This window comes from Aquipuribacter sp. SD81 (assembly GCF_037153975.1).
Taxonomy (GTDB): Bacteria; Actinomycetota; Actinomycetes; order Actinomycetales; family JBBAYJ01; genus Aquipuribacter.
This window is the reverse complement of record NZ_JBBAYJ010000031.1, coordinates 1-15,945: the sequence shown is the minus strand read 5'-3', so window position 1 is coordinate 15,945 and position 15,945 is coordinate 1. Positions and strand designations below refer to the sequence as shown.

The following is a 15,945-nucleotide window of genomic DNA, read 5'->3' as shown; positions in this document are numbered from 1 at the left end:
CCGTGGCGGCCGGACGGGCGAGGAGCCGTCCTCCGCCGCCGGCGGCCCGGTCGGTGCTCAGGCCATCCTCCCGCCGCTGCAGGCCGCGCCGAGCTCGGGCGTGAGCTCCTCGTTCTGCATGTACTTCGCGATGAAGACCTCGAGGCGCTCGTCCTCGGCGCTGTCGAGCGCGAGCTGACGCTGCCAGGAGCTGGCCACGACGGGGCTCGGCAGCTCCGCGCCGTCCGCCCACGGGGACACGAGGAGGAACGCGTTGCGCTCCGCGAGGTCCTCCAGGACCGCGACCTGCTCGGCGGGCAGCTCCGGGTCGTAGGTGACCCACACGGCACCGTGCTCGAGGGAGTGCACGCCGGGCTCGGTCGTGATCGGCGTGTCGTAGAAGCCGCACGTCTGCCAGTCGGGCGTGTGGTCGCCGCCGACCGGCGGGGTCACCGCGTACTCGACCGGGGTCTGCACGTGGTTGCGGTCCTGCTCGTCGAACTCCTCGACGCCGTCGATGTCCTCGGCGGCCGCACGCTCGACCGCGCTGCGCTCGCCCTGGGACTGCACGATGACGCCGACGACGACCCCGATGAGCAGCAGCGACACCAGGGCGGCGACACCGACCACGAGCAGCGAGCGACGCCGCTCGGAGCTGCGCTGTGCGGCCTGCATCTTGGCCAGGCGGGCCTGCCGGTCGTCGGAGGTGGCTCTGGGCACCGGTGCTCCTCGTGGTGGGCCGCCGGACGGACGGCGTCGGGGCGGTCGTGGGACGGGTCTCGCGGGGCCCGGGTGGGCGACCCGCCGTACACCATGGTGCACCGTCCTGTGAGCAACCTGGGACACCGCCCGGCCCGCGGCCGCGGTGGCGGGCGGTCGGTCGGCCTACGGCCACGACGGGCGGGGCTAGCGTGTCGCCATGTCGTCGCGACCTCCCCGCCGCACGCGCGTGGTCTGGGACGACGACTTCGTCCGCTACGACTTCGGTCCCGGGCACCCGCTCGCCCCGGTGCGGATCGCCCTCACGGCCCTGCTCTGCCGCGACCTCGGGCTGCTGGAGCACGTGGAGGTGGTCGACGCCCCCGTCGCCACCGACGAGCTGCTGCGGACCGTGCACACCCACGGCCTCGTGGCGGCCGTGCGCGCGGCGTCGGCCGACCCCCGCGCCGTGGTCGGTCACGGCATCGGGACGACGGACACGCCCGCCTTCGCCGGCATGCACGACAGCGCCGCCCGGGTGTTCGCGGGGTCGGTCGGGCTCGCGCGCGCCCTGCTCGCCGGGGAGGTCGACCACGGCGTCAACTTCGCCGGCGGCCTGCACCACGCCTCCGCCGACGCCGCGTCCGGCTTCTGCGTCTACAACGACTGCGCGGGCGCGATCCAGGCGCTGCTGGACGGCGGCGTGGAGCGGGTCGTCTACGTCGACACCGACGTGCACCACGGCGACGGCACCGAGTCGGTGTTCTGGGACGACCCCCGCGTCACGACGGTGTCCGTCCACGAGTCCGGCCGGACCCTGTTCCCGGGCACCGGGTACCCCACCGACGTCGGCGGACCGGGCGCCGAGGGCACCGCGGTCAACGTCGCGCTGCCGGCCGGCACGGGCGACGCGGGCTGGCTGCGGGCGATCCACGCCGTCGCGCGGCCCGTCGTGCGGGAGGTGCGGCCGCAGGTGCTCGTCACCCAGCACGGCTGCGACACGCACGTCCTGGACCCGCTCGCGCACCTGCGCGTCTCGGTCGACGGGCAGCGGGCCGCCGCCGCGCTCCTGCACGACCTCGCGCACGAGGTGACCGACGGTCGGTGGCTCGCCTTCGGCGGCGGCGGCTACGAGCTCGTCGACGTCGTGCCCCGGGCCTGGGCGCACCTGGTCGGGGTCGCCGCGCACCGTCCGGTCGAGCCGACGACCCCGGTCCCCGCCGGCTGGCTGGAGCACGTCGAGCAGCTCGTCGGGCAGCCCGGGCCCCGTCGCATGACGGACGGGGCCGACCCGACCTTCGACACGTGGGAGTCCGGCTTCGACCCCGCCGACCCGGTCGACCAGGCCGTCATGGCCACGCGGAAGGCCGTCTTCCCGCTCCTCGGCCTCGACCCCTGGTTCGACTGACCCGCACCGCGTCGCCGGCGGAGCCGGCCGGCCCGGCGCCCACCGGCTTCCCACCGGTCCCACCAGCCCCTACCGTGTGATCATCCGCTCCCGCCGCGCGCGAGGACGCCCCGGTCCGCCGGCCGACGGGGCGGTACGACCGGCTACGGAGGGACCATGTCCGACGGCTCCGCCCCACGACCGCTGCGCAGCGCCGCCGGGCGGCCGGCCCCGCTCAGCGAGGTCCAGTTCCTCACGGTGTCCGAGGTCGCCGCCCGCATGCGCGTGTCGAAGATGACGGTGTACCGCCTGGTCCACGGCGGCGAGCTGTCGGCGGTCCGGGTGGGCCGCTCGTTCCGGGTCCCCGTGCACGCCGTCGACGACTACCTGCGCGCGGGTCTGACCGACTCCGCCTGAGAGGTAGCCTGGGGGCCGGACCACGGGCGCACCGCGCCCGGCGCGCGCGGCCCCAGGGTCGGCCCCGCACCCAGCGCCACCGACGACCCGACCCGAACCGGAAGGACCCTCGTGGGCTCTGTCATCAAGAAGCGCCGCAAGCGCATGGCGAAGAAGAAGCACCGCAAGCTGCTGCGCCGCACGCGCCACCAGCGCCGCAACAAGAAGTAGCACCGGCCGGGCATCCCGTGGCCGCGCGAGTCGTCCTCGTCACCGGGGTGTCCAGGTACCTCGGGGGCGAGGTCGCGGCCGCGCTCGCCGCGCACCCGACCCGCCCACGGGTCGTGGGACTCGACGTCGTCCCGCCCCAGGTCGACCTGGGCGGGGCGGCGTTCGTGCGTGCGGACATCCGCAGCCCGGCCGTCGGCCGGCTGCTGCAGGACGAGGGCGTGGACACCGTCGTCCACATGAACGTCATCGCCACCCCGCGCTCCGCGGGTGGCCGGGTGCCGATGAAGGAGATCAACGTCATCGGCACGATGCAGCTGCTCGCGGCCTGCCAGAAGGCGCCGGGGGTGCGGCGGCTCGTCGTGAAGTCGACCTCCGGCGTCTACGGCGCGGGCCCGGCGGACCCGGCGATGTTCACCGAGGAGTCCGTCGCCGCCTCGCCGCCGCGCACGGGCTGGGCGAAGGACTGCCTCGAGGTGGAGGGCTACGTGCGGGGGCTGACCCGGCGCCGCCCCGACGTCGCCGTCACGCTGCTGCGCTTCGCGAGCATCGTCGGCCCCGGGCTGGAGACGCCGCTGTCGCGCGTCTTCTCGCTGCCCGCCGTGCCGACCCTGCTCGGGCACGACGGCCGGCTGCAGTTCGTGCACGAGGAGGACGCGGTCGAGGCGATGGTGCGCGCCACGGTCGGCGGGGACGGCGGGCCCGGCCCCGGCCGTACCGTCACCGGGGCGGTCAACGTCGCCGGCGACGGCGTGGTCACGACGTGCCAGGCCGCGGCGCTCGCGGGGCGTCCCGTCGTCGGCGTTCCGGAGGCGCTCGCGGGGACCGCCGGGCGCTGGCTCACCCGCACCGGGGCGGCCGAGGTGACGGTGGAGGACCTCCGGCTCCTCGGGTACGGCCGCGTCCTCGACACGACGCGCTGCCGCGAGGAGCTCGGGTTCGTGCCTCGGCGCTCCTCCCGCGAGGCCTTCGAGGACTTCTGCCGCTCGCACGGGCTGCGCGGCTACCGACCGGCCGTCGACCTCGTCGCCGAGGAGGTCCGCACGGCCGTGCGCGACACGGTGCGCGCCGGTGCCGGCCGCGGACCGGGGCACGCGTGACGCCCGGGACGCCGCCGGGGGACGGCGGAGCCCGACGGAGCCCGCTCGACCGCGCCGCCGACCGCGCCGCGGCGGAGCGCGCCCGTCGGCGACGCAGCGGCACGCCCCTGCTCGACGACCCCGGGCTCGGGCTGCGCGTGGAGCGCTACGGCGAGGAGGCGGGCCTGGAGGTCGTCGAGCGGCTCGGCGGCCCCCCGCGGCTGACGGTCGTGCGAGACGCGGACCCGACCGACCCGGCGGACCCGGCGGGCCCGGCGGGCCCGGTGGACCCGACGGACCCGGCCGTCGCGAAGGACCCGGCGGACCCGGCGGTCCAGCAGGCCGTCCCCGAGCCCGTGACCTCGCCCGCCGACCCGGTCCCCGACGCACCCCAGGAGCCGGACACGCTCGACCTCACGGGCGTCGGCGAGCTGCTCGTCGACGCCGTCGAGCTCGTCCGGCGCCGGCTCGAGGGCGACTACGCCGTCGACGAGTTCGGCTTCGACCCCGAGCTCACCGAGCGCGTGCTGCTCGCCGTGCTGCGGCCGCTGTACCGGCACTGGTTCCGCGTGGAGGTCCGCGGCGCGCACCACATCCCCGCCGACCGCGGCGCGCTGCTGGTCGGCAACCACTCCGGCACGCTCGCGTGGGACGCCCTCATGACGCAGGTCGCGGTCCACGAGGCCACGGGCGACCGGTTCCTCCGCATGCTCGGCGCGGACCTCGTGTTCGCCACGCCCGTCGTCGGCGACGTCGCCCGCCGGATGGGCGCGACCCTGGCCGCCAGCAGCGACGCCGAGCGCCTCCTCACCGCCGGGCAGCTCGTCGGGGTGTGGCCCGAGGGGTTCAAGGGGGTCGGCAAGCTCTACCGTGACCGCTACCGCCTCCAGCGCTTCGGGCGCGGCGGCTTCGTGTCGGCCGCGATCCGCACCCAGGTGCCGATCGTGCCCGTCAGCATCGTCGGGGCCGAGGAGGTACACCCGATGCTCGCCGACGTGCGCCCGCTCGCGCGGCTGTTCGGCACGCCGTTCTGGCCCGTCACGCCCACGTGGCCGTGGCTGGGCCCGCTCGGCCTCGTGCCGCTGCCGAGCAAGTGGCTCATCGAGTTCGGCGAGCCCGTGCCCACCGACGAGCTCGACCCCGGCGCGGCCGACGACCCGATGGTCGTCTTCGAGATCACCGACCGCGTGCGCGAGGTCGTCCAGCAGACGCTGTACGCCCTGCTCGTGCAGCGGCGCTCGGTCTTCCTGGGCTAGGCGTGGGACTGCTCGACCGCCTCCGCGGCCGCGCCGCCGCGCCCGCCCCCCGGGTGCGGCTGCTGACGCGGCCCGGCTGCCACCTGTGCGAGGAGGCCCGCGTCGTCGTGGAGCGGGAGTGCCGCCGCGCGGGCGCGGTGCTCACCGAGGTGTCGATCCTCGACGACCCGGCCCTGGAGGCGGCGTACTGGGACCGCATCCCCGTCGTCGAGGTCGACGGGCAGGTGGTGGAGGCGCTGCGCGTCGACCCCGACCGGCTGCGCCGCCGGCTGGCGGGCGACCGCCGGCTCACGTGGTGAGCCCGGCGGCCGGCCGGTCCGGGGAGCGCCGTGGGCGTGGGGCGGGTCACACCGGCCCTGACCTGCGGCTCTCCACCGTCGCGACTTTGTGCCTGTCGTCACAAGCACGTAACATGACGGGGTCACCGAGGAGGGACACGTGCCGCTGAAGCGTCTGCGCCTTCCCCGCGCCGACGTCCGCGAGCACCGCCGCAGCGAAGCTGGGGCGGACGCCGGGTCGCCGCCGGTCGCGGGCAGCACCACCGCCCCTGCCGCGGGCGTGCCCGAGGCGACCGTCGGCCGGCTGCCGACGTACCTGCAGGCCCTGCACGGCCTCGCCGACGCCGGCGTCACGACGGTGTCGAGCCAGGAGCTCGCGGAGACCGTCCACGTCTCGGCCGCCATGCTCCGCAAGGACCTGTCGCACCTCGGCTCCTACGGCACGCGCGGCGTCGGCTACGACGTCGCCACGCTCGTGCACGAGATGTCGGGCGTCCTCGGCCTCGAGCACGACTGGCCCGTCGCGATCGTCGGGGTCGGCAACCTCGGTCGCGCGCTCGCCCACTACGGCGGCTTCTCCAGCCGCGGCCTCAGCATCGCCGCGCTCTTCGACGCCGACCCCGCCGTCGTCGGCACCGTCGTCAACGGGCGCACCGTGCACCACGTCGACACCGCCGCCGCGCTCGTGCGCGAGCGCGGCGTGCGCATCGCCGTCGTCGCGACGCCCGCCGCGGCCGCGCAGAGCGCGTGCGACCTCCTCGTCGCCGCCGGGGTCACGAGCATCCTCTGCTTCGCGGGCGGCACGGTCCGCGTGCCCGCGGGCGTGACGGTCCGCGCCGTCGACCTGTCGAGCGAGCTGCAGATCCTCGGCTTCCACGAGCAGCGCAAGCGCAGCGACGTCCTCGACGACGTGCCCGCCGTCGTCCGGCCCGCCGCGCGCCTCGCCGGCCGGGGACCGGACGCCCGCGGCGGCGCCGCGACCGCGCCGACCGGGACGGAGGCGGCCCGGTGACCCTCCTCGTCGTGGGGGCGAGCCACCGCACCGCCCCGCTGCCCCAGCTGGAGCGGCTCGCGGCGGCGACCGCCGACGCGGACGCCGTCACCCGCGCCGCCCTCGCGCAGCCGTACGTCAACGAGGCGATGGTCCTCGCGACGTGCAACCGCGTCGAGGTGTACGTCGACGTCGACCGGTTCCACAACGGCGTCGCGGCCGTGTCCGCCGCGCTGTCGGCCGGCAGCGGCGTCGCGGTGAGCGACATCGTCGAGCACATGTACGCCCACTACGACACGGCCGCGGTGGAGCACACGTTCCAGGTCGTCGCGGGGCTGGACTCCATGGCGGTCGGCGAGGCGCAGGTGCTCGGCCAGGTGCGTGCCGCCTACGCCCGGGCCCGGGCCGAGGGCTGGGCCGGCGGACGCCTCGCCGCCGTCGTCGAGCGCGCGCTGCGCGTCGGCCGGCGCGCCCGCAGCGAGACCGGTCTCGAGCGGCTCGGCAACCGCATGGTCCAGGAGTCGCTCGAGCGCGCCGTAGCCGTGGTCGGCCCGCTCGCGGCCGCCCGCGTCGCCGTCGTCGGCGCCGGCGGCATGGCCGGCCTCGTGGCCGCCACGCTGTCGCGCTCCGGGGCGCGCGGGGTCACCGTGCTCAACCGCTCGCGCGAGCGCGCGGAGCGGCTCGCGGCGGGGGTGGACGGCGTCGTCGCGGACCTGTCGGCCCTGCCGACGGTCCTGCGCGAGGCCGACGTCGTCGTGTCGTGCACCGGGTCCGTGGGCCACGTGGTCGCCGCCGACGCCGTCCGCGCGGCCACGGCCGAGCGGGCCGGGCGCCCCCTCGTGCTCGTCGACCTCGCCCTGCCCCGCGACGTGGAGCCGGCCGGGCCCGGCGGCTTCTCGGCCGGCCCGGGCGCCGCCGAGGTCCACCTCGTCGACCTCGAGGGCCTCGCGCACGCCCTCGCGGGCCAGGGCGACGCGAGCGGAGAGGTCGCCCGTGCGCGCGCCGTCGTGGCCGAGGAGGTCGAGCTGTGGCGCGCGGAGTCGCACGCGGCCCGCGTCACGCCGACCGTCGTCGCGCTGCGCTCCCAGGCCGACGCGGTCGTCGAGGCCGAGCTCGAGCGGCTCCGCGGCCGGCTGGGCGCCCTGGATCCCGAGGTCGCGGCCGAGGTGGAGCGCACCGTGCGCCGTGTCGTCGACAAGGTGCTGCACACCCCGACCGTGCGGATGAAGGAGCTCGCGGCGCACCCCGACGGCAGCTCCTACGCAGAGGCGCTGCGCACGCTGTTCGGCCTGACCGTCAGCGACAGCCTCGAGCCCGTCGCCTCCGCCCGCCGCGACGGGGGGCCCGCGTGATCCGCGTCGGTACCCGGGCGAGCGCGCTCGCCCGCACCCAGTCCTCCCTCGTCGCCGACGCCGTGTCGGCGGCCACGGGCGAGCAGACCGTGCTCGTGACGGTGAGCACCGAGGGCGACCGCTCCGCGGCGCCCCTCGCCGAGCTCGCGCAGGCGACCGGAGGGGTCGGTGTCTTCGTGTCGGCGCTGCGGGAGGCCCTGCTCGCCGGCGAGGTCGACGTCGCCGTCCACTCGCTCAAGGACCTGCCGACCGCGCCCGCACCCGGCGTCGACCTGGCCGCCGTGCCCGAGCGCGAGGACCCGCGCGACGTCCTCGTCACGCTCCCCGGCCCTGCCGGGGACGCTGCCGACCCCCTCGCCGACCCCCTCGCCGACCCGCTCGCCGTCCTGCCCGACGGCGCGAGGGTCGGGACGGGCTCGCCGCGCCGCGCCGCCATGCTGCGCGCGGCGCTCGCCCGGCGTGGCCGGACGGTCGAGGTCGTCGACGTCCGCGGCAACGTCGACACCCGGCTCGCCCGCGTCGGCGCCGACCTCGACGGCGTGGTGCTCGCCGCGGCGGGCCTGCGCCGGCTCGGCGTCACGAGCGGTCCCGGGCGCGTCCTGACCGTCCTCGACCCCGCCGACATGCTGCCCGCGCCCGGCCAGGGCGCCCTCGCCGTCGAGTGCCGCGAGGGCGACCCGCTCGCCGCGCGGCTCCGAGCCGCCCTGGACCACCCCCCGACCCGCGCCGCCACGACCGCGGAGCGCCGCCTGCTCGCGGTGCTCGACACCGGCTGCTCGGCCCCCGTCGGGGCGCTCGCCCGCGTCGAGGGCGACGCCCTCGTCCTGGAGGGGGCCGCGACCGGCGAGGGCCCGCTCGCCGACGACGTGCTCCGCGTCCGCGAGACCGCGGCCGCCACCGACGCCGCGGAGGTGGGGGAGCGCGCCGGCCGGCGGCTCCTCGCCGCCCGCGGCGGGGGGAGCACCACCGCCCGCACCACCCAGCCCCAGCACGAGGAGAGCCTGCGATGACCACCCGCACGCGCGCCCCCGGACCCTCCGTCCCCAGCGGCACCGCCTCCGCGGTCCGCGACGAGGACGGCCCCTCGGTGCGGCCGCGTCGACCCGACGCGCCCGCGCACGTCGCCTTCGTCGGGGCCGGCCCCGGCGACCCCGGCCTCCTCACGCTGCGCGCAGTCGACCTGCTCCGGCAGGCCGACGTCGTCCTCACCGACCTGCCCGACCCCGAGCCGGTGCTCGCCCGGGCCGCGGCGCCGGAGGTCGAGGTCGTGCGCCTCGACACCGGCGAGGAGGGCGAGCTCGCCCGCGCCGCACGCGCCCGCACGGTCGCCTCCGCGGCCACGCCCGGTCGTCGCGTCGTCCGGCTCGTCCGGGGCGACAGCACGACCTTCTCGGCGGTGTCGGCCGAGCTCGCCGCCGCGCGCGCCGCCGGGGCCGAGGTCGAGGTCGTGCCCGGCATCAGCGCCGCGGTCGCCGCCCCGGCCTACGCGGGCGTGCCGCTCGCGCCGCCCGGCACGGGCCACGTGCACCTGCTCGACGTCCGCGACGGCGAGGCCGGCGACCACGGCGACCTGCCGCGCCCGGGCGGCACGACCGTCGTCGCGGTCGGCCCGCGCGACGCCCTAGCGGCGACCGCGACCGCGCTCGTCGGGGCGGGCTGGGACAGCGACACCCCCGCCGTCGCCGTCTCCTGCCCCACGACCGTGCGCCAGCGCAGCCTCGAGGCGCCGCTGGCGAAGGTGGGCGACCTGCTCGCCGACCTCGGCGAGCCCGTCACCCTCGTGCTCGGCGAGGCCGTGCGGCAGCGTGCCGTCATGTCGTGGTTCGAGACCCGGCCGCTGTTCGGCTGGCGCGTGCTCGTGCCCCGCACGAAGCACCAGTCCGAGCCGGTCGTCGCGCACCTGCGCGAGCTGGGCGCGGAGGCCGTCGTCGTCCCGACGATCTCCGTGGAGCCGCCCCGCACCCCGCAGCAGATGGACAAGGCCGTGCGCGGCCTCGTCACCGGGCGCTACGAGTGGGTCGGCTTCACGAGCGTCAACGCCGTGCGCGCGGTCCGGGAGCACCTGGAGGCGCTGGGCCTGGACGCCCGTTCGTTCTCGGGCCTGCGGATCGCCGCGGTAGGCGGGGTCACCGCCGACGCCCTGCGCGACTGGGGCCTGGAGCCGGACCTCGTGCCGACGGGCGAGCAGTCCGCGAAGGGGCTGCTCGAGGTGTGGCCGGCCTACGACGCCCAGCTCGACCCGATCGACCGGGTCCTGCTCCCGCGCGCCGACATCGCGACCGACACCCTCGTCGCGGGCCTGCAGCAGATGGGCTGGGAGGTCGACGACGTCACGGCGTACCGGACGGTCCGGGCCGCGCCGCCGCCCGCGCCGGTCCGCGAGGCGATCAAGACCGGCGGCTTCGACGCCGTGCTCTTCACGTCGAGCTCGACGGTGCGCAACCTCGTCGGCATCGCCGGCAAGCCGCACACGGCGACCGTCATCGCGTGCATCGGCCCGCGCACGGCCGCGACCGCCGAGGAGCACGGCCTGCGGGTCGACGTGCTGTCGCCCGTGGCGGAGGTCGCCTCGCTGGTCGACGCGCTCGCGGAGCACGGCGCGGCGCTCCGGGCCGCGGCCGAGGCCGACGGGCAGGAGTGGGCGCGACCCTCGCAGCGCACCCCGGCGGCCCGGCGCCGGGCTCGGTGACGGGCTCGGTGACGGGCTCGGTGACGGAGCGCCGCGCGTGAGCGTCCCGGTTCCCGGGGCGGGCGGGCGGCCCTCCGGCGCCGTCGCGGGGTTCCCCGTCGGCCGGCCCCGCCGGCTGCGCGGGACCCCGGCGATGCGGCGGCTCGTCGCGGGCACCCGGCTGCACCCCGCCGACCTCGTCCTGCCCGTGTTCGTGCGGGAGGGGCTCGACGAGCCGCGGCCGGTCGCGAGCCTGCCCGGCGTGCTCCAGCACTCGCGCGCCTCGCTCGTGGCCCTCGCCCGCGAGGCCGTGGCCGCGGGGGTCGGCGGGCTCATGGTGTTCGGCGTCCCCGAGGTGCGCGACGCGAGCGGCAGCGGGCTCGACGACCCCGACGGCGTCCTCAACGTCGCGCTCGCGGACCTCGCCGACGCCGTGGGCGACGAGACCGTCCTCATGGCCGACCTGTGCCTCGACGAGTTCACCGACCACGGGCACTGCGGCGTGCTCGACGACGCCGGGCGCGTCGACAACGACGCCACGCTCGAGCGGTACGCCGCGGCGGCCCTCGCGCAGGCGGCCGCCGGGGCGCACCTGCTCGGCACCAGCGGCATGATGGACGGCCAGGTCGGCGCCGTCCGACGGGCCCTTGATGCGGCCGGCCGCACCGACGTGGGCGTGCTCGCCTACGCGGCCAAGTACGCCTCGGCGTACTACGGGCCGTTCCGCGACGCCGTCGAGTCGACGCTCGTCGGCGACCGCGCGACGTACCAGCAGGACCCCGGCAACGACCGCGAGGCGCTCGTCGAGCTCGCGCACGACCTCGCCGAGGGCGCCGACCTCGTCATGGTGAAGCCCGCCCTGCCCTACCTCGACGTGCTGCGCCGCGTGGCCGACGCGAGCCCCGTGCCGGTCGCCGCTTACCAGGTGTCCGGGGAGTACGCGATGGTCGCCGCGGCGGCGGCGAACGGGTGGCTCGACGGCGACCGCGCGATGCTCGAGAGCCTGCTCGCGATCCGCCGCGCGGGCGCCGACGTCGTGCTCACGTACGCCGCGCTCGACGTCGCCCGCCGGCTGTCACCGTGAGCGCCCCGCAGGTCAGCGGCTAGGATCACCGTCCGTGACCGGGGTGCGGTGGCTGGACGGGGAGCAGCAGGCGGCGTGGCGCGCCTGGCTGGAGGGGACGACCCTCCTCGAGGACGCCATCGGGCGCGACCTCGCGCCGCACGGTCTCACCCTCAGCGAGTACGACATCCTCGTGCACCTGTCGGAGACCGACGGCCGCTCGCTGCGCATGAGCGAGCTCGCCGGGCTCGTGCTGCACTCCCGGTCCCGGCTCACCCACACCGTCTCCCGCATGGAGGCGCGCGGGCTGGTCCGCCGTGAGCCGTGCGAGGAGGACCGCCGCGGCGTGCGCTGCACGCTCACCGACGCCGGGTTCGACACCCTCGTCGCGGCCGCGCCCCACCACGTCGAGAGCGTGCGCCGGCTGCTCGTCGACCCGCTGTCGCGGGAGGACCTGCTCGCGCTCGGGCGGGTCATGCGGTCCCTGACCGCTCGCCTGCGCGACGACGGCGCCCGCTGATCCCCGGTCCGGGAGCACCCGCCGCCTCTTGAGACGATGGGGGCGTGACGCACGAGGCCACCCCGACGACCACGACCGCCCGGCCCGCCGCCGCGGCGGCCCCGGACCCGGGCGCGGCCGTCCCCGAGCCCGTCACCGACCGCTCGGCGGCCGTCATCGAGCGGGCGAGGGCGCTCGTGCCGGGCGGGGTCAACTCCCCGGTGCGCGCGTTCCGCGCCGTCGGCGGCACCCCGCGCGTCGTCGCCTCGGCCGCCGGTCCGTGGCTCACCGACGTCGACGGCAACCGCTACGTCGACCTGCTGTGCTCCTGGGGCCCGATGCTGCTCGGCCACGCCCACCCCGAGGTGGTCGCCGCCGTCCGGGACGCCGCGGGCCGGGGCTTCTCCTACGGCACGCCCACCGAGGGCGAGACGGCCCTCGCGGAGGAGATCGTGCGGCGCGTGCCGGCCGTCGAGCAGGTGCGCCTCGTCAGCAGCGGCACCGAGGCGACCATGAGCGCGGTGCGCCTGGCCCGCGGCGCCACCGGGCGCCCGCTCGTCGTGAAGTTCGCGGGGCACTACCACGGCCACGTCGACGCGCTCCTCGCGCAGGCGGGCTCCGGCCTCGCGACCTTCGGGCTGCCGAGCAGCCCCGGCATCACCGGGGCCGCGGCCGCCGACACGCTCGTGCTGCCGTACAACGACCCGGACGCGCTGCGGGCGGTCTTCGCCGAGCACGGCGACCGCGTCGCGTGCGTCATCACCGAGGCGGCCGCCGGCAACATGGGCGTCGTCCCGCCGCAGCCCGGCTTCGCGGCGCTGCTGCGCGAGGTGACGGCCGCGCACGGGGCCCTGCTCGTCTACGACGAGGTGATGACGGGCTTCCGCGTCTCCCCGGCGGGCTGGCACGGCCTCGAGCAGGAGCGGGCCCGCGCGGGCGGCGACACGCTGCCTGCGCCCGACCTCTTCACCTTCGGCAAGGTCATGGGCGGGGGGTTCCCCGCCGCGGCGTTCGGCGGCCGCGCGGACCTCATGGCCCACCTCGCCCCCCTCGGGCCCGTCTACCAGGCGGGCACGCTGAGCGGGAACCCCGTCGCGGTCGCGGCCGGCCTCACGACCCTCCGTCTCGCCGACGACGCGGTCTACGCCCGCGTCGACGAGGTGTCCCGCACGCTGTCGCGCGCGGCGGGCGAGGCGCTGGCGGCCGAGGGCGTGCCGCACGTCGTGCAGCACGCGGGCAGCATGTTCAGCGTGTTCCTCGCCCCCGACGACGCCGTGCGCGAGGCCGGGGTGCACGACTACGACGCCGCGCGCACGCAGAGCCAGGAGGCCTTCGCCGCCTTCTTCCACGCGATGCTGCGCCGTGGCGTCCACCTGCCGCCGTCGGCCTTCGAGGCGTGGTTCGTGTCCGCCTCGCACGACGACGAGGCCGTCGAGCAGGTCCTCGCGGCCCTGCCCGCCGGCGCGCGGGCCGCGGCCGAGGCCCTGGCCGGGGCGCGGGAGGCGAGCACCGCGTGAGCGAGCGCACGACCGTCCACCTGCTGCGCCACGGCGAGGTGCACAACCCCGAGGGCGTGCTCTACGGCCGGCTTGAGGGGTTCCGGCTGTCGGAGCGCGGGCAGCGCATGGCGCAGGCGGTCGCCGAGGACCTCGGCCGCGGCGACGTCGTCGCCGTCGTGTCCTCGCCGCTGCAGCGGGCGCAGGAGACCGCGGCGCCGCTCGCCGCCATGCTCGGCGTCGACGTGTCGACCGACGAGCGCCTCATCGAGGCGGGCAACCGCTTCGAGGGCCTCGTCCTCGGTCCCGGCGGCGGGCTGCTGCGGAGCCCGCGCTACTGGCACCTGCTGTGGAACCCGTTCCGCCCCTCGTGGGGCGAGTCGTACCGCGCGATCTCCGCGCGCATGCACGCCGCCGTGGTGGCGGCGCGGGACTCCGCCCGCGGGCACGAGGTCGTGTGCGTGTCCCACCAGCTGCCGATCTGGACCGCCCGGTCGTCGGCCACCGGGCGGCGGCACTGGCACGACCCGCGCCGCCGCGAGTGCGCGCTCGCCTCGCTCACGTCGTTCCGCTTCGAGGGCGACCGTCTCGTGGGTGTCGGCTACCGCGAGCCGGCGGCGGGCGTGTGAGCGCCGTGGTGCGGTCCGTCGTGCGCGCGGCCCCGGGCGTGGCCGTCGCCGCGCTGCTCGCCGGCTGCAGCGCCGGGCAGGCCGGGGTGCCGGACCTCCGTGACGAGGCGGACGCCGCGTACGTGTCGGGCGACGCGACGGTGCAGCTGATCGACGAGGACCGCCGCGGCGAGCCGGTCGAGGGGGTCGCCGGGACGACCCTCACCGGGGAGGAGCTCGACGTCGCCGACCTCCGCGGCAGCCCGGTCGTGCTCAACGTCTGGGGCTCATGGTGCGGTCCCTGTCACGAGGAGGCCCCCGACCTCGTCGCCGCGGAGGCCGAGCTCGCCGGGCGCGGCGTCCGCTTCGTCGGCATCAACGTCCGCGACCGGTCCGTCGAGGCCGCGGCCGGCTTCGAGGAGGAGTACGGCATCGGCTGGCCGAGCCTGCACGACCCGGGCTCGCAGCTGCTGCTGCCGCTGGCGGGCGAGGTGCCACCGAACGCGGTCCCTGTGACCGTCGTGCTCGACGACGAGGGCCGGGTCGCGGCCTGGCTCGTCAACAAGGTCGACCGCGCGACGCTCGTCGGGATCGTCGAGGAGTCGGTCGGGGTGGTCGCCGACGGGGACGGCGGGGCGGAGGGGACCGGCTGATGCTGCCGGGCTCCGTGGCCGCGCAGACCGTCCTCGACGGCGCGCTCGTCCTCGCGCTGCCGGTCGCGCTGCTCGCGGGGCTGGTGTCCTTCGCCTCGCCGTGCGTGCTGCCGCTCGTGCCCGGCTACCTCGCCTACGTCTCCGGCATGACGGGTGCCACGACCGCCGACCGGGTCGCGGTCGCCGCGCCCGGGGGCTCCGGCCCTCCTGGCGCCGCAGGCCCGGGCACGCCGTCCCGCAGCCCCACCGCGGTCCTCGCCGACCCCGCGGTCGTCCCCACCCGGCGCCTCGTGCTCGGGGCGTGCCTGTTCGTCGCCGGCTTCAGCGCCGTCTTCGTCGCGCTCGGCGCGGTGGTCGGCGTCGCGGCGGCCGTGCTGCCGCGGGCGCGGCTCGTCGAGGTGGTCGCCGGGCTCGTCGCCGTCGCCCTCGGGCTCGTCTTCGCCGGGATCGGCCCGCTCGCTCGCACCGAGCGGCGGCTGCACGTGCGCCCCGCCGTCGGCCTCGCGGGCGCGCCGCTGCTCGGCGCGGCCTTCGGTGTGGGCTGGGTGCCGTGCGTCGGCCCCACCCTCGCGGCGGTGCAGGCCCTGCTGCTCGGCGGCACGGAAGGCGGGGCCGGGCGCGGCGTGCTCCTCGCCGTCGCCTACTGCGTGGGGCTCGGGCTGCCCTTCGTGCTCGTCGCCGCCGCGTACGGCCGCGGCCTCGCACGCCTCGACCTGCTGCGCCGGCACCGCGTGCTCCTCACGCGCCTCGGTGCGGGCCTGCTCGTGACGGTCGGGCTGCTCCTCGTGACCGGGGCGTGGGGCTGGGTCGTCGGCTGGCTGCAGGGGCCGATCAGCCGCTTCGAGGTCCTGCTGTGACGGCGGAGGCACCGCCGCGCCCCCCGGCCGCACCGGCTCCCCGGCGGGCGCCCGACCTCGGCGTCGTCGGCAGCCTGCGCTGGCTGTGGCGGCAGCTCACCAGCATGCGCACGGCGCTGCTGCTGCTCCTGCTGCTGGCCGTCGCGACCGTCCCGGGCTCGCTGTTCCCGCAGCGCGGCGTCGACCGTGCCGCGGTCGAGGCGTACCTGCGCGAGAACCCGGCGACGGGGGAGTGGCTGGACCGGCTCGGCTTCTTCGACGTGTACGCCTCGCCGTGGTTCGCCGCGGTGTACCTGCTGCTGTTCACCAGCCTCGTCGGCTGCGTCGTGCCCCGCGGGCGCGACCTCGTGCGCACGTGGCGGCGCCGGCCGCCGCGCACGCCCGCACGGCTGGACCGCGTGCCGGCCCACGCGAGCGCGACCGTCGCCGCGGGCGTGCCGGAGCTCGCGGCCCGCG

General features: G+C 77.4%; 18 protein-coding genes. 17 read left to right on the top strand and 1 reads right to left on the bottom strand.

The window, feature by feature from the left end:
• Positions 1-57: 57 nt before the first annotated feature.
• Positions 58-699 carry a DUF3105 domain-containing protein gene (locus WAA21_RS15975; RefSeq protein WP_336923828.1) on the bottom strand — a complete coding sequence of 214 codons (642 nt, stop codon included), beginning with the start codon at positions 697-699 and terminating at the stop codon, positions 58-60.
• Between the two features lie 199 nt (positions 700-898).
• Here WAA21_RS15975 and WAA21_RS15970 point away from each other — a divergent pair, with 199 nt between their 5' ends.
• From WAA21_RS15970 to WAA21_RS15890, 17 genes are all read left to right on the top strand, one after another.
• On the top strand, positions 899-2,086 hold the full coding sequence (locus WAA21_RS15970) for an acetoin utilization protein AcuC (protein WP_336923827.1): 1,188 nt from the start codon (positions 899-901) through the stop codon (positions 2,084-2,086).
• 156 nt (positions 2,087-2,242) lie between these two features.
• Positions 2,243-2,482: a helix-turn-helix domain-containing protein gene (locus WAA21_RS15965; protein ID WP_336923826.1), complete on the top strand. Its 240-nt coding sequence runs from the start codon at positions 2,243-2,245 to the stop codon at positions 2,480-2,482.
• Between the two features lie 111 nt (positions 2,483-2,593).
• The gene (locus WAA21_RS15960; protein ID WP_012085056.1) at positions 2,594-2,692 is read left to right on the top strand and encodes a 30S ribosomal protein bS22; all 99 of its coding nucleotides are present in this window, start codon (positions 2,594-2,596) and stop codon (positions 2,690-2,692) included.
• A 17-nt stretch (positions 2,693-2,709) separates the two neighbouring features.
• Positions 2,710-3,789, top strand: a complete 1,080-nt coding sequence (locus WAA21_RS15955; RefSeq protein ID WP_336923825.1) for an NAD-dependent epimerase/dehydratase family protein — start codon at positions 2,710-2,712, stop codon at positions 3,787-3,789.
• Entirely contained in the window at positions 3,786-5,024 is a 1,239-nt protein-coding gene (locus WAA21_RS15950; protein ID WP_336923824.1) for a lysophospholipid acyltransferase family protein, read from the top strand. Before WAA21_RS15955 ends, WAA21_RS15950 begins: the two co-directional genes overlap by 4 nt.
• A 2-nt stretch (positions 5,025-5,026) precedes the next feature.
• The gene (locus tag WAA21_RS15945; protein ID WP_336923823.1) at positions 5,027-5,323 is read left to right on the top strand and encodes a glutaredoxin family protein; all 297 of its coding nucleotides are present in this window, start codon (positions 5,027-5,029) and stop codon (positions 5,321-5,323) included.
• A 139-nt stretch (positions 5,324-5,462) separates the two neighbouring features.
• Entirely contained in the window at positions 5,463-6,314 is an 852-nt protein-coding gene (locus WAA21_RS15940) for a redox-sensing transcriptional repressor Rex (RefSeq protein ID WP_336923822.1), read from the top strand.
• Positions 6,311-7,645 (top strand): glutamyl-tRNA reductase, encoded by a 1,335-nt coding sequence (locus WAA21_RS15935; protein WP_336923821.1) that lies wholly within the window; start codon positions 6,311-6,313, stop codon positions 7,643-7,645. Before WAA21_RS15940 ends, WAA21_RS15935 begins: the two co-directional genes overlap by 4 nt.
• Positions 7,642-8,655: a hydroxymethylbilane synthase gene (gene hemC, locus WAA21_RS15930; protein ID WP_336923820.1), complete on the top strand. Its 1,014-nt coding sequence runs from the start codon at positions 7,642-7,644 to the stop codon at positions 8,653-8,655. Before WAA21_RS15935 ends, hemC begins: the two co-directional genes overlap by 4 nt.
• The gene (locus WAA21_RS15925) at positions 8,652-10,334 is read left to right on the top strand and encodes a uroporphyrinogen-III synthase (protein ID WP_336923819.1); all 1,683 of its coding nucleotides are present in this window, start codon (positions 8,652-8,654) and stop codon (positions 10,332-10,334) included. The genes hemC and WAA21_RS15925 overlap by 4 nt, the downstream gene beginning before the upstream one ends.
• 133 nt (positions 10,335-10,467) lie before the next feature.
• On the top strand, positions 10,468-11,397 hold the full coding sequence (hemB, locus tag WAA21_RS15920; RefSeq protein WP_442893303.1) for a porphobilinogen synthase: 930 nt from the start codon (positions 10,468-10,470) through the stop codon (positions 11,395-11,397).
• A 34-nt stretch (positions 11,398-11,431) separates the two neighbouring features.
• Positions 11,432-11,896, top strand: coding sequence for a MarR family winged helix-turn-helix transcriptional regulator (locus WAA21_RS15915; RefSeq protein ID WP_336923817.1), 465 nt, complete (start codon positions 11,432-11,434; stop codon positions 11,894-11,896).
• A 155-nt stretch (positions 11,897-12,051) separates the two neighbouring features.
• The gene (hemL, locus tag WAA21_RS15910; protein WP_442893302.1) at positions 12,052-13,392 is read left to right on the top strand and encodes a glutamate-1-semialdehyde 2,1-aminomutase; all 1,341 of its coding nucleotides are present in this window, start codon (positions 12,052-12,054) and stop codon (positions 13,390-13,392) included.
• On the top strand, positions 13,389-14,000 hold the full coding sequence (locus tag WAA21_RS15905) for a histidine phosphatase family protein (protein WP_336923815.1): 612 nt from the start codon (positions 13,389-13,391) through the stop codon (positions 13,998-14,000). The genes hemL and WAA21_RS15905 overlap by 4 nt, the downstream gene beginning before the upstream one ends.
• Complete coding sequence (locus WAA21_RS15900; RefSeq protein WP_336923814.1) at positions 13,997-14,632, top strand: TlpA family protein disulfide reductase; 636 nt, start codon at positions 13,997-13,999, stop codon at positions 14,630-14,632. Before WAA21_RS15905 ends, WAA21_RS15900 begins: the two co-directional genes overlap by 4 nt.
• Positions 14,632-15,489 (top strand): cytochrome c biogenesis CcdA family protein, encoded by an 858-nt coding sequence (locus WAA21_RS15895; protein WP_336923813.1) that lies wholly within the window; start codon positions 14,632-14,634, stop codon positions 15,487-15,489. Before WAA21_RS15900 ends, WAA21_RS15895 begins: the two co-directional genes overlap by 1 nt.
• A partial coding sequence (locus tag WAA21_RS15890) for a cytochrome c biogenesis protein ResB (protein ID WP_336923812.1) occupies positions 15,486-15,945 on the top strand: 460 nt, incomplete at its 3' end. The genes WAA21_RS15895 and WAA21_RS15890, both read left to right, overlap by 4 nt.

Excerpts from the sequence above, each read along its gene's own strand:
- WAA21_RS15970 (WP_336923827.1), top strand. The coding sequence starts at position 899 with ATGTCGTCGCGACCTCCCCGCCGCACGCGCGTGGTCTGGGACGACGAC.
- hemB (WP_442893303.1), top strand. The coding sequence starts at position 10,468 with ATGCGGCGGCTCGTCGCGGGCACCCGGCTGCACCCCGCCGACCTCGTC.
- WAA21_RS15925 (WP_336923819.1), top strand. The coding sequence starts at position 8,652 with ATGACCACCCGCACGCGCGCCCCCGGACCCTCCGTCCCCAGCGGCACC.
- WAA21_RS15965 (WP_336923826.1), top strand. The coding sequence starts at position 2,243 with ATGTCCGACGGCTCCGCCCCACGACCGCTGCGCAGCGCCGCCGGGCGG.
- WAA21_RS15895 (WP_336923813.1), top strand. The coding sequence starts at position 14,632 with ATGCTGCCGGGCTCCGTGGCCGCGCAGACCGTCCTCGACGGCGCGCTC.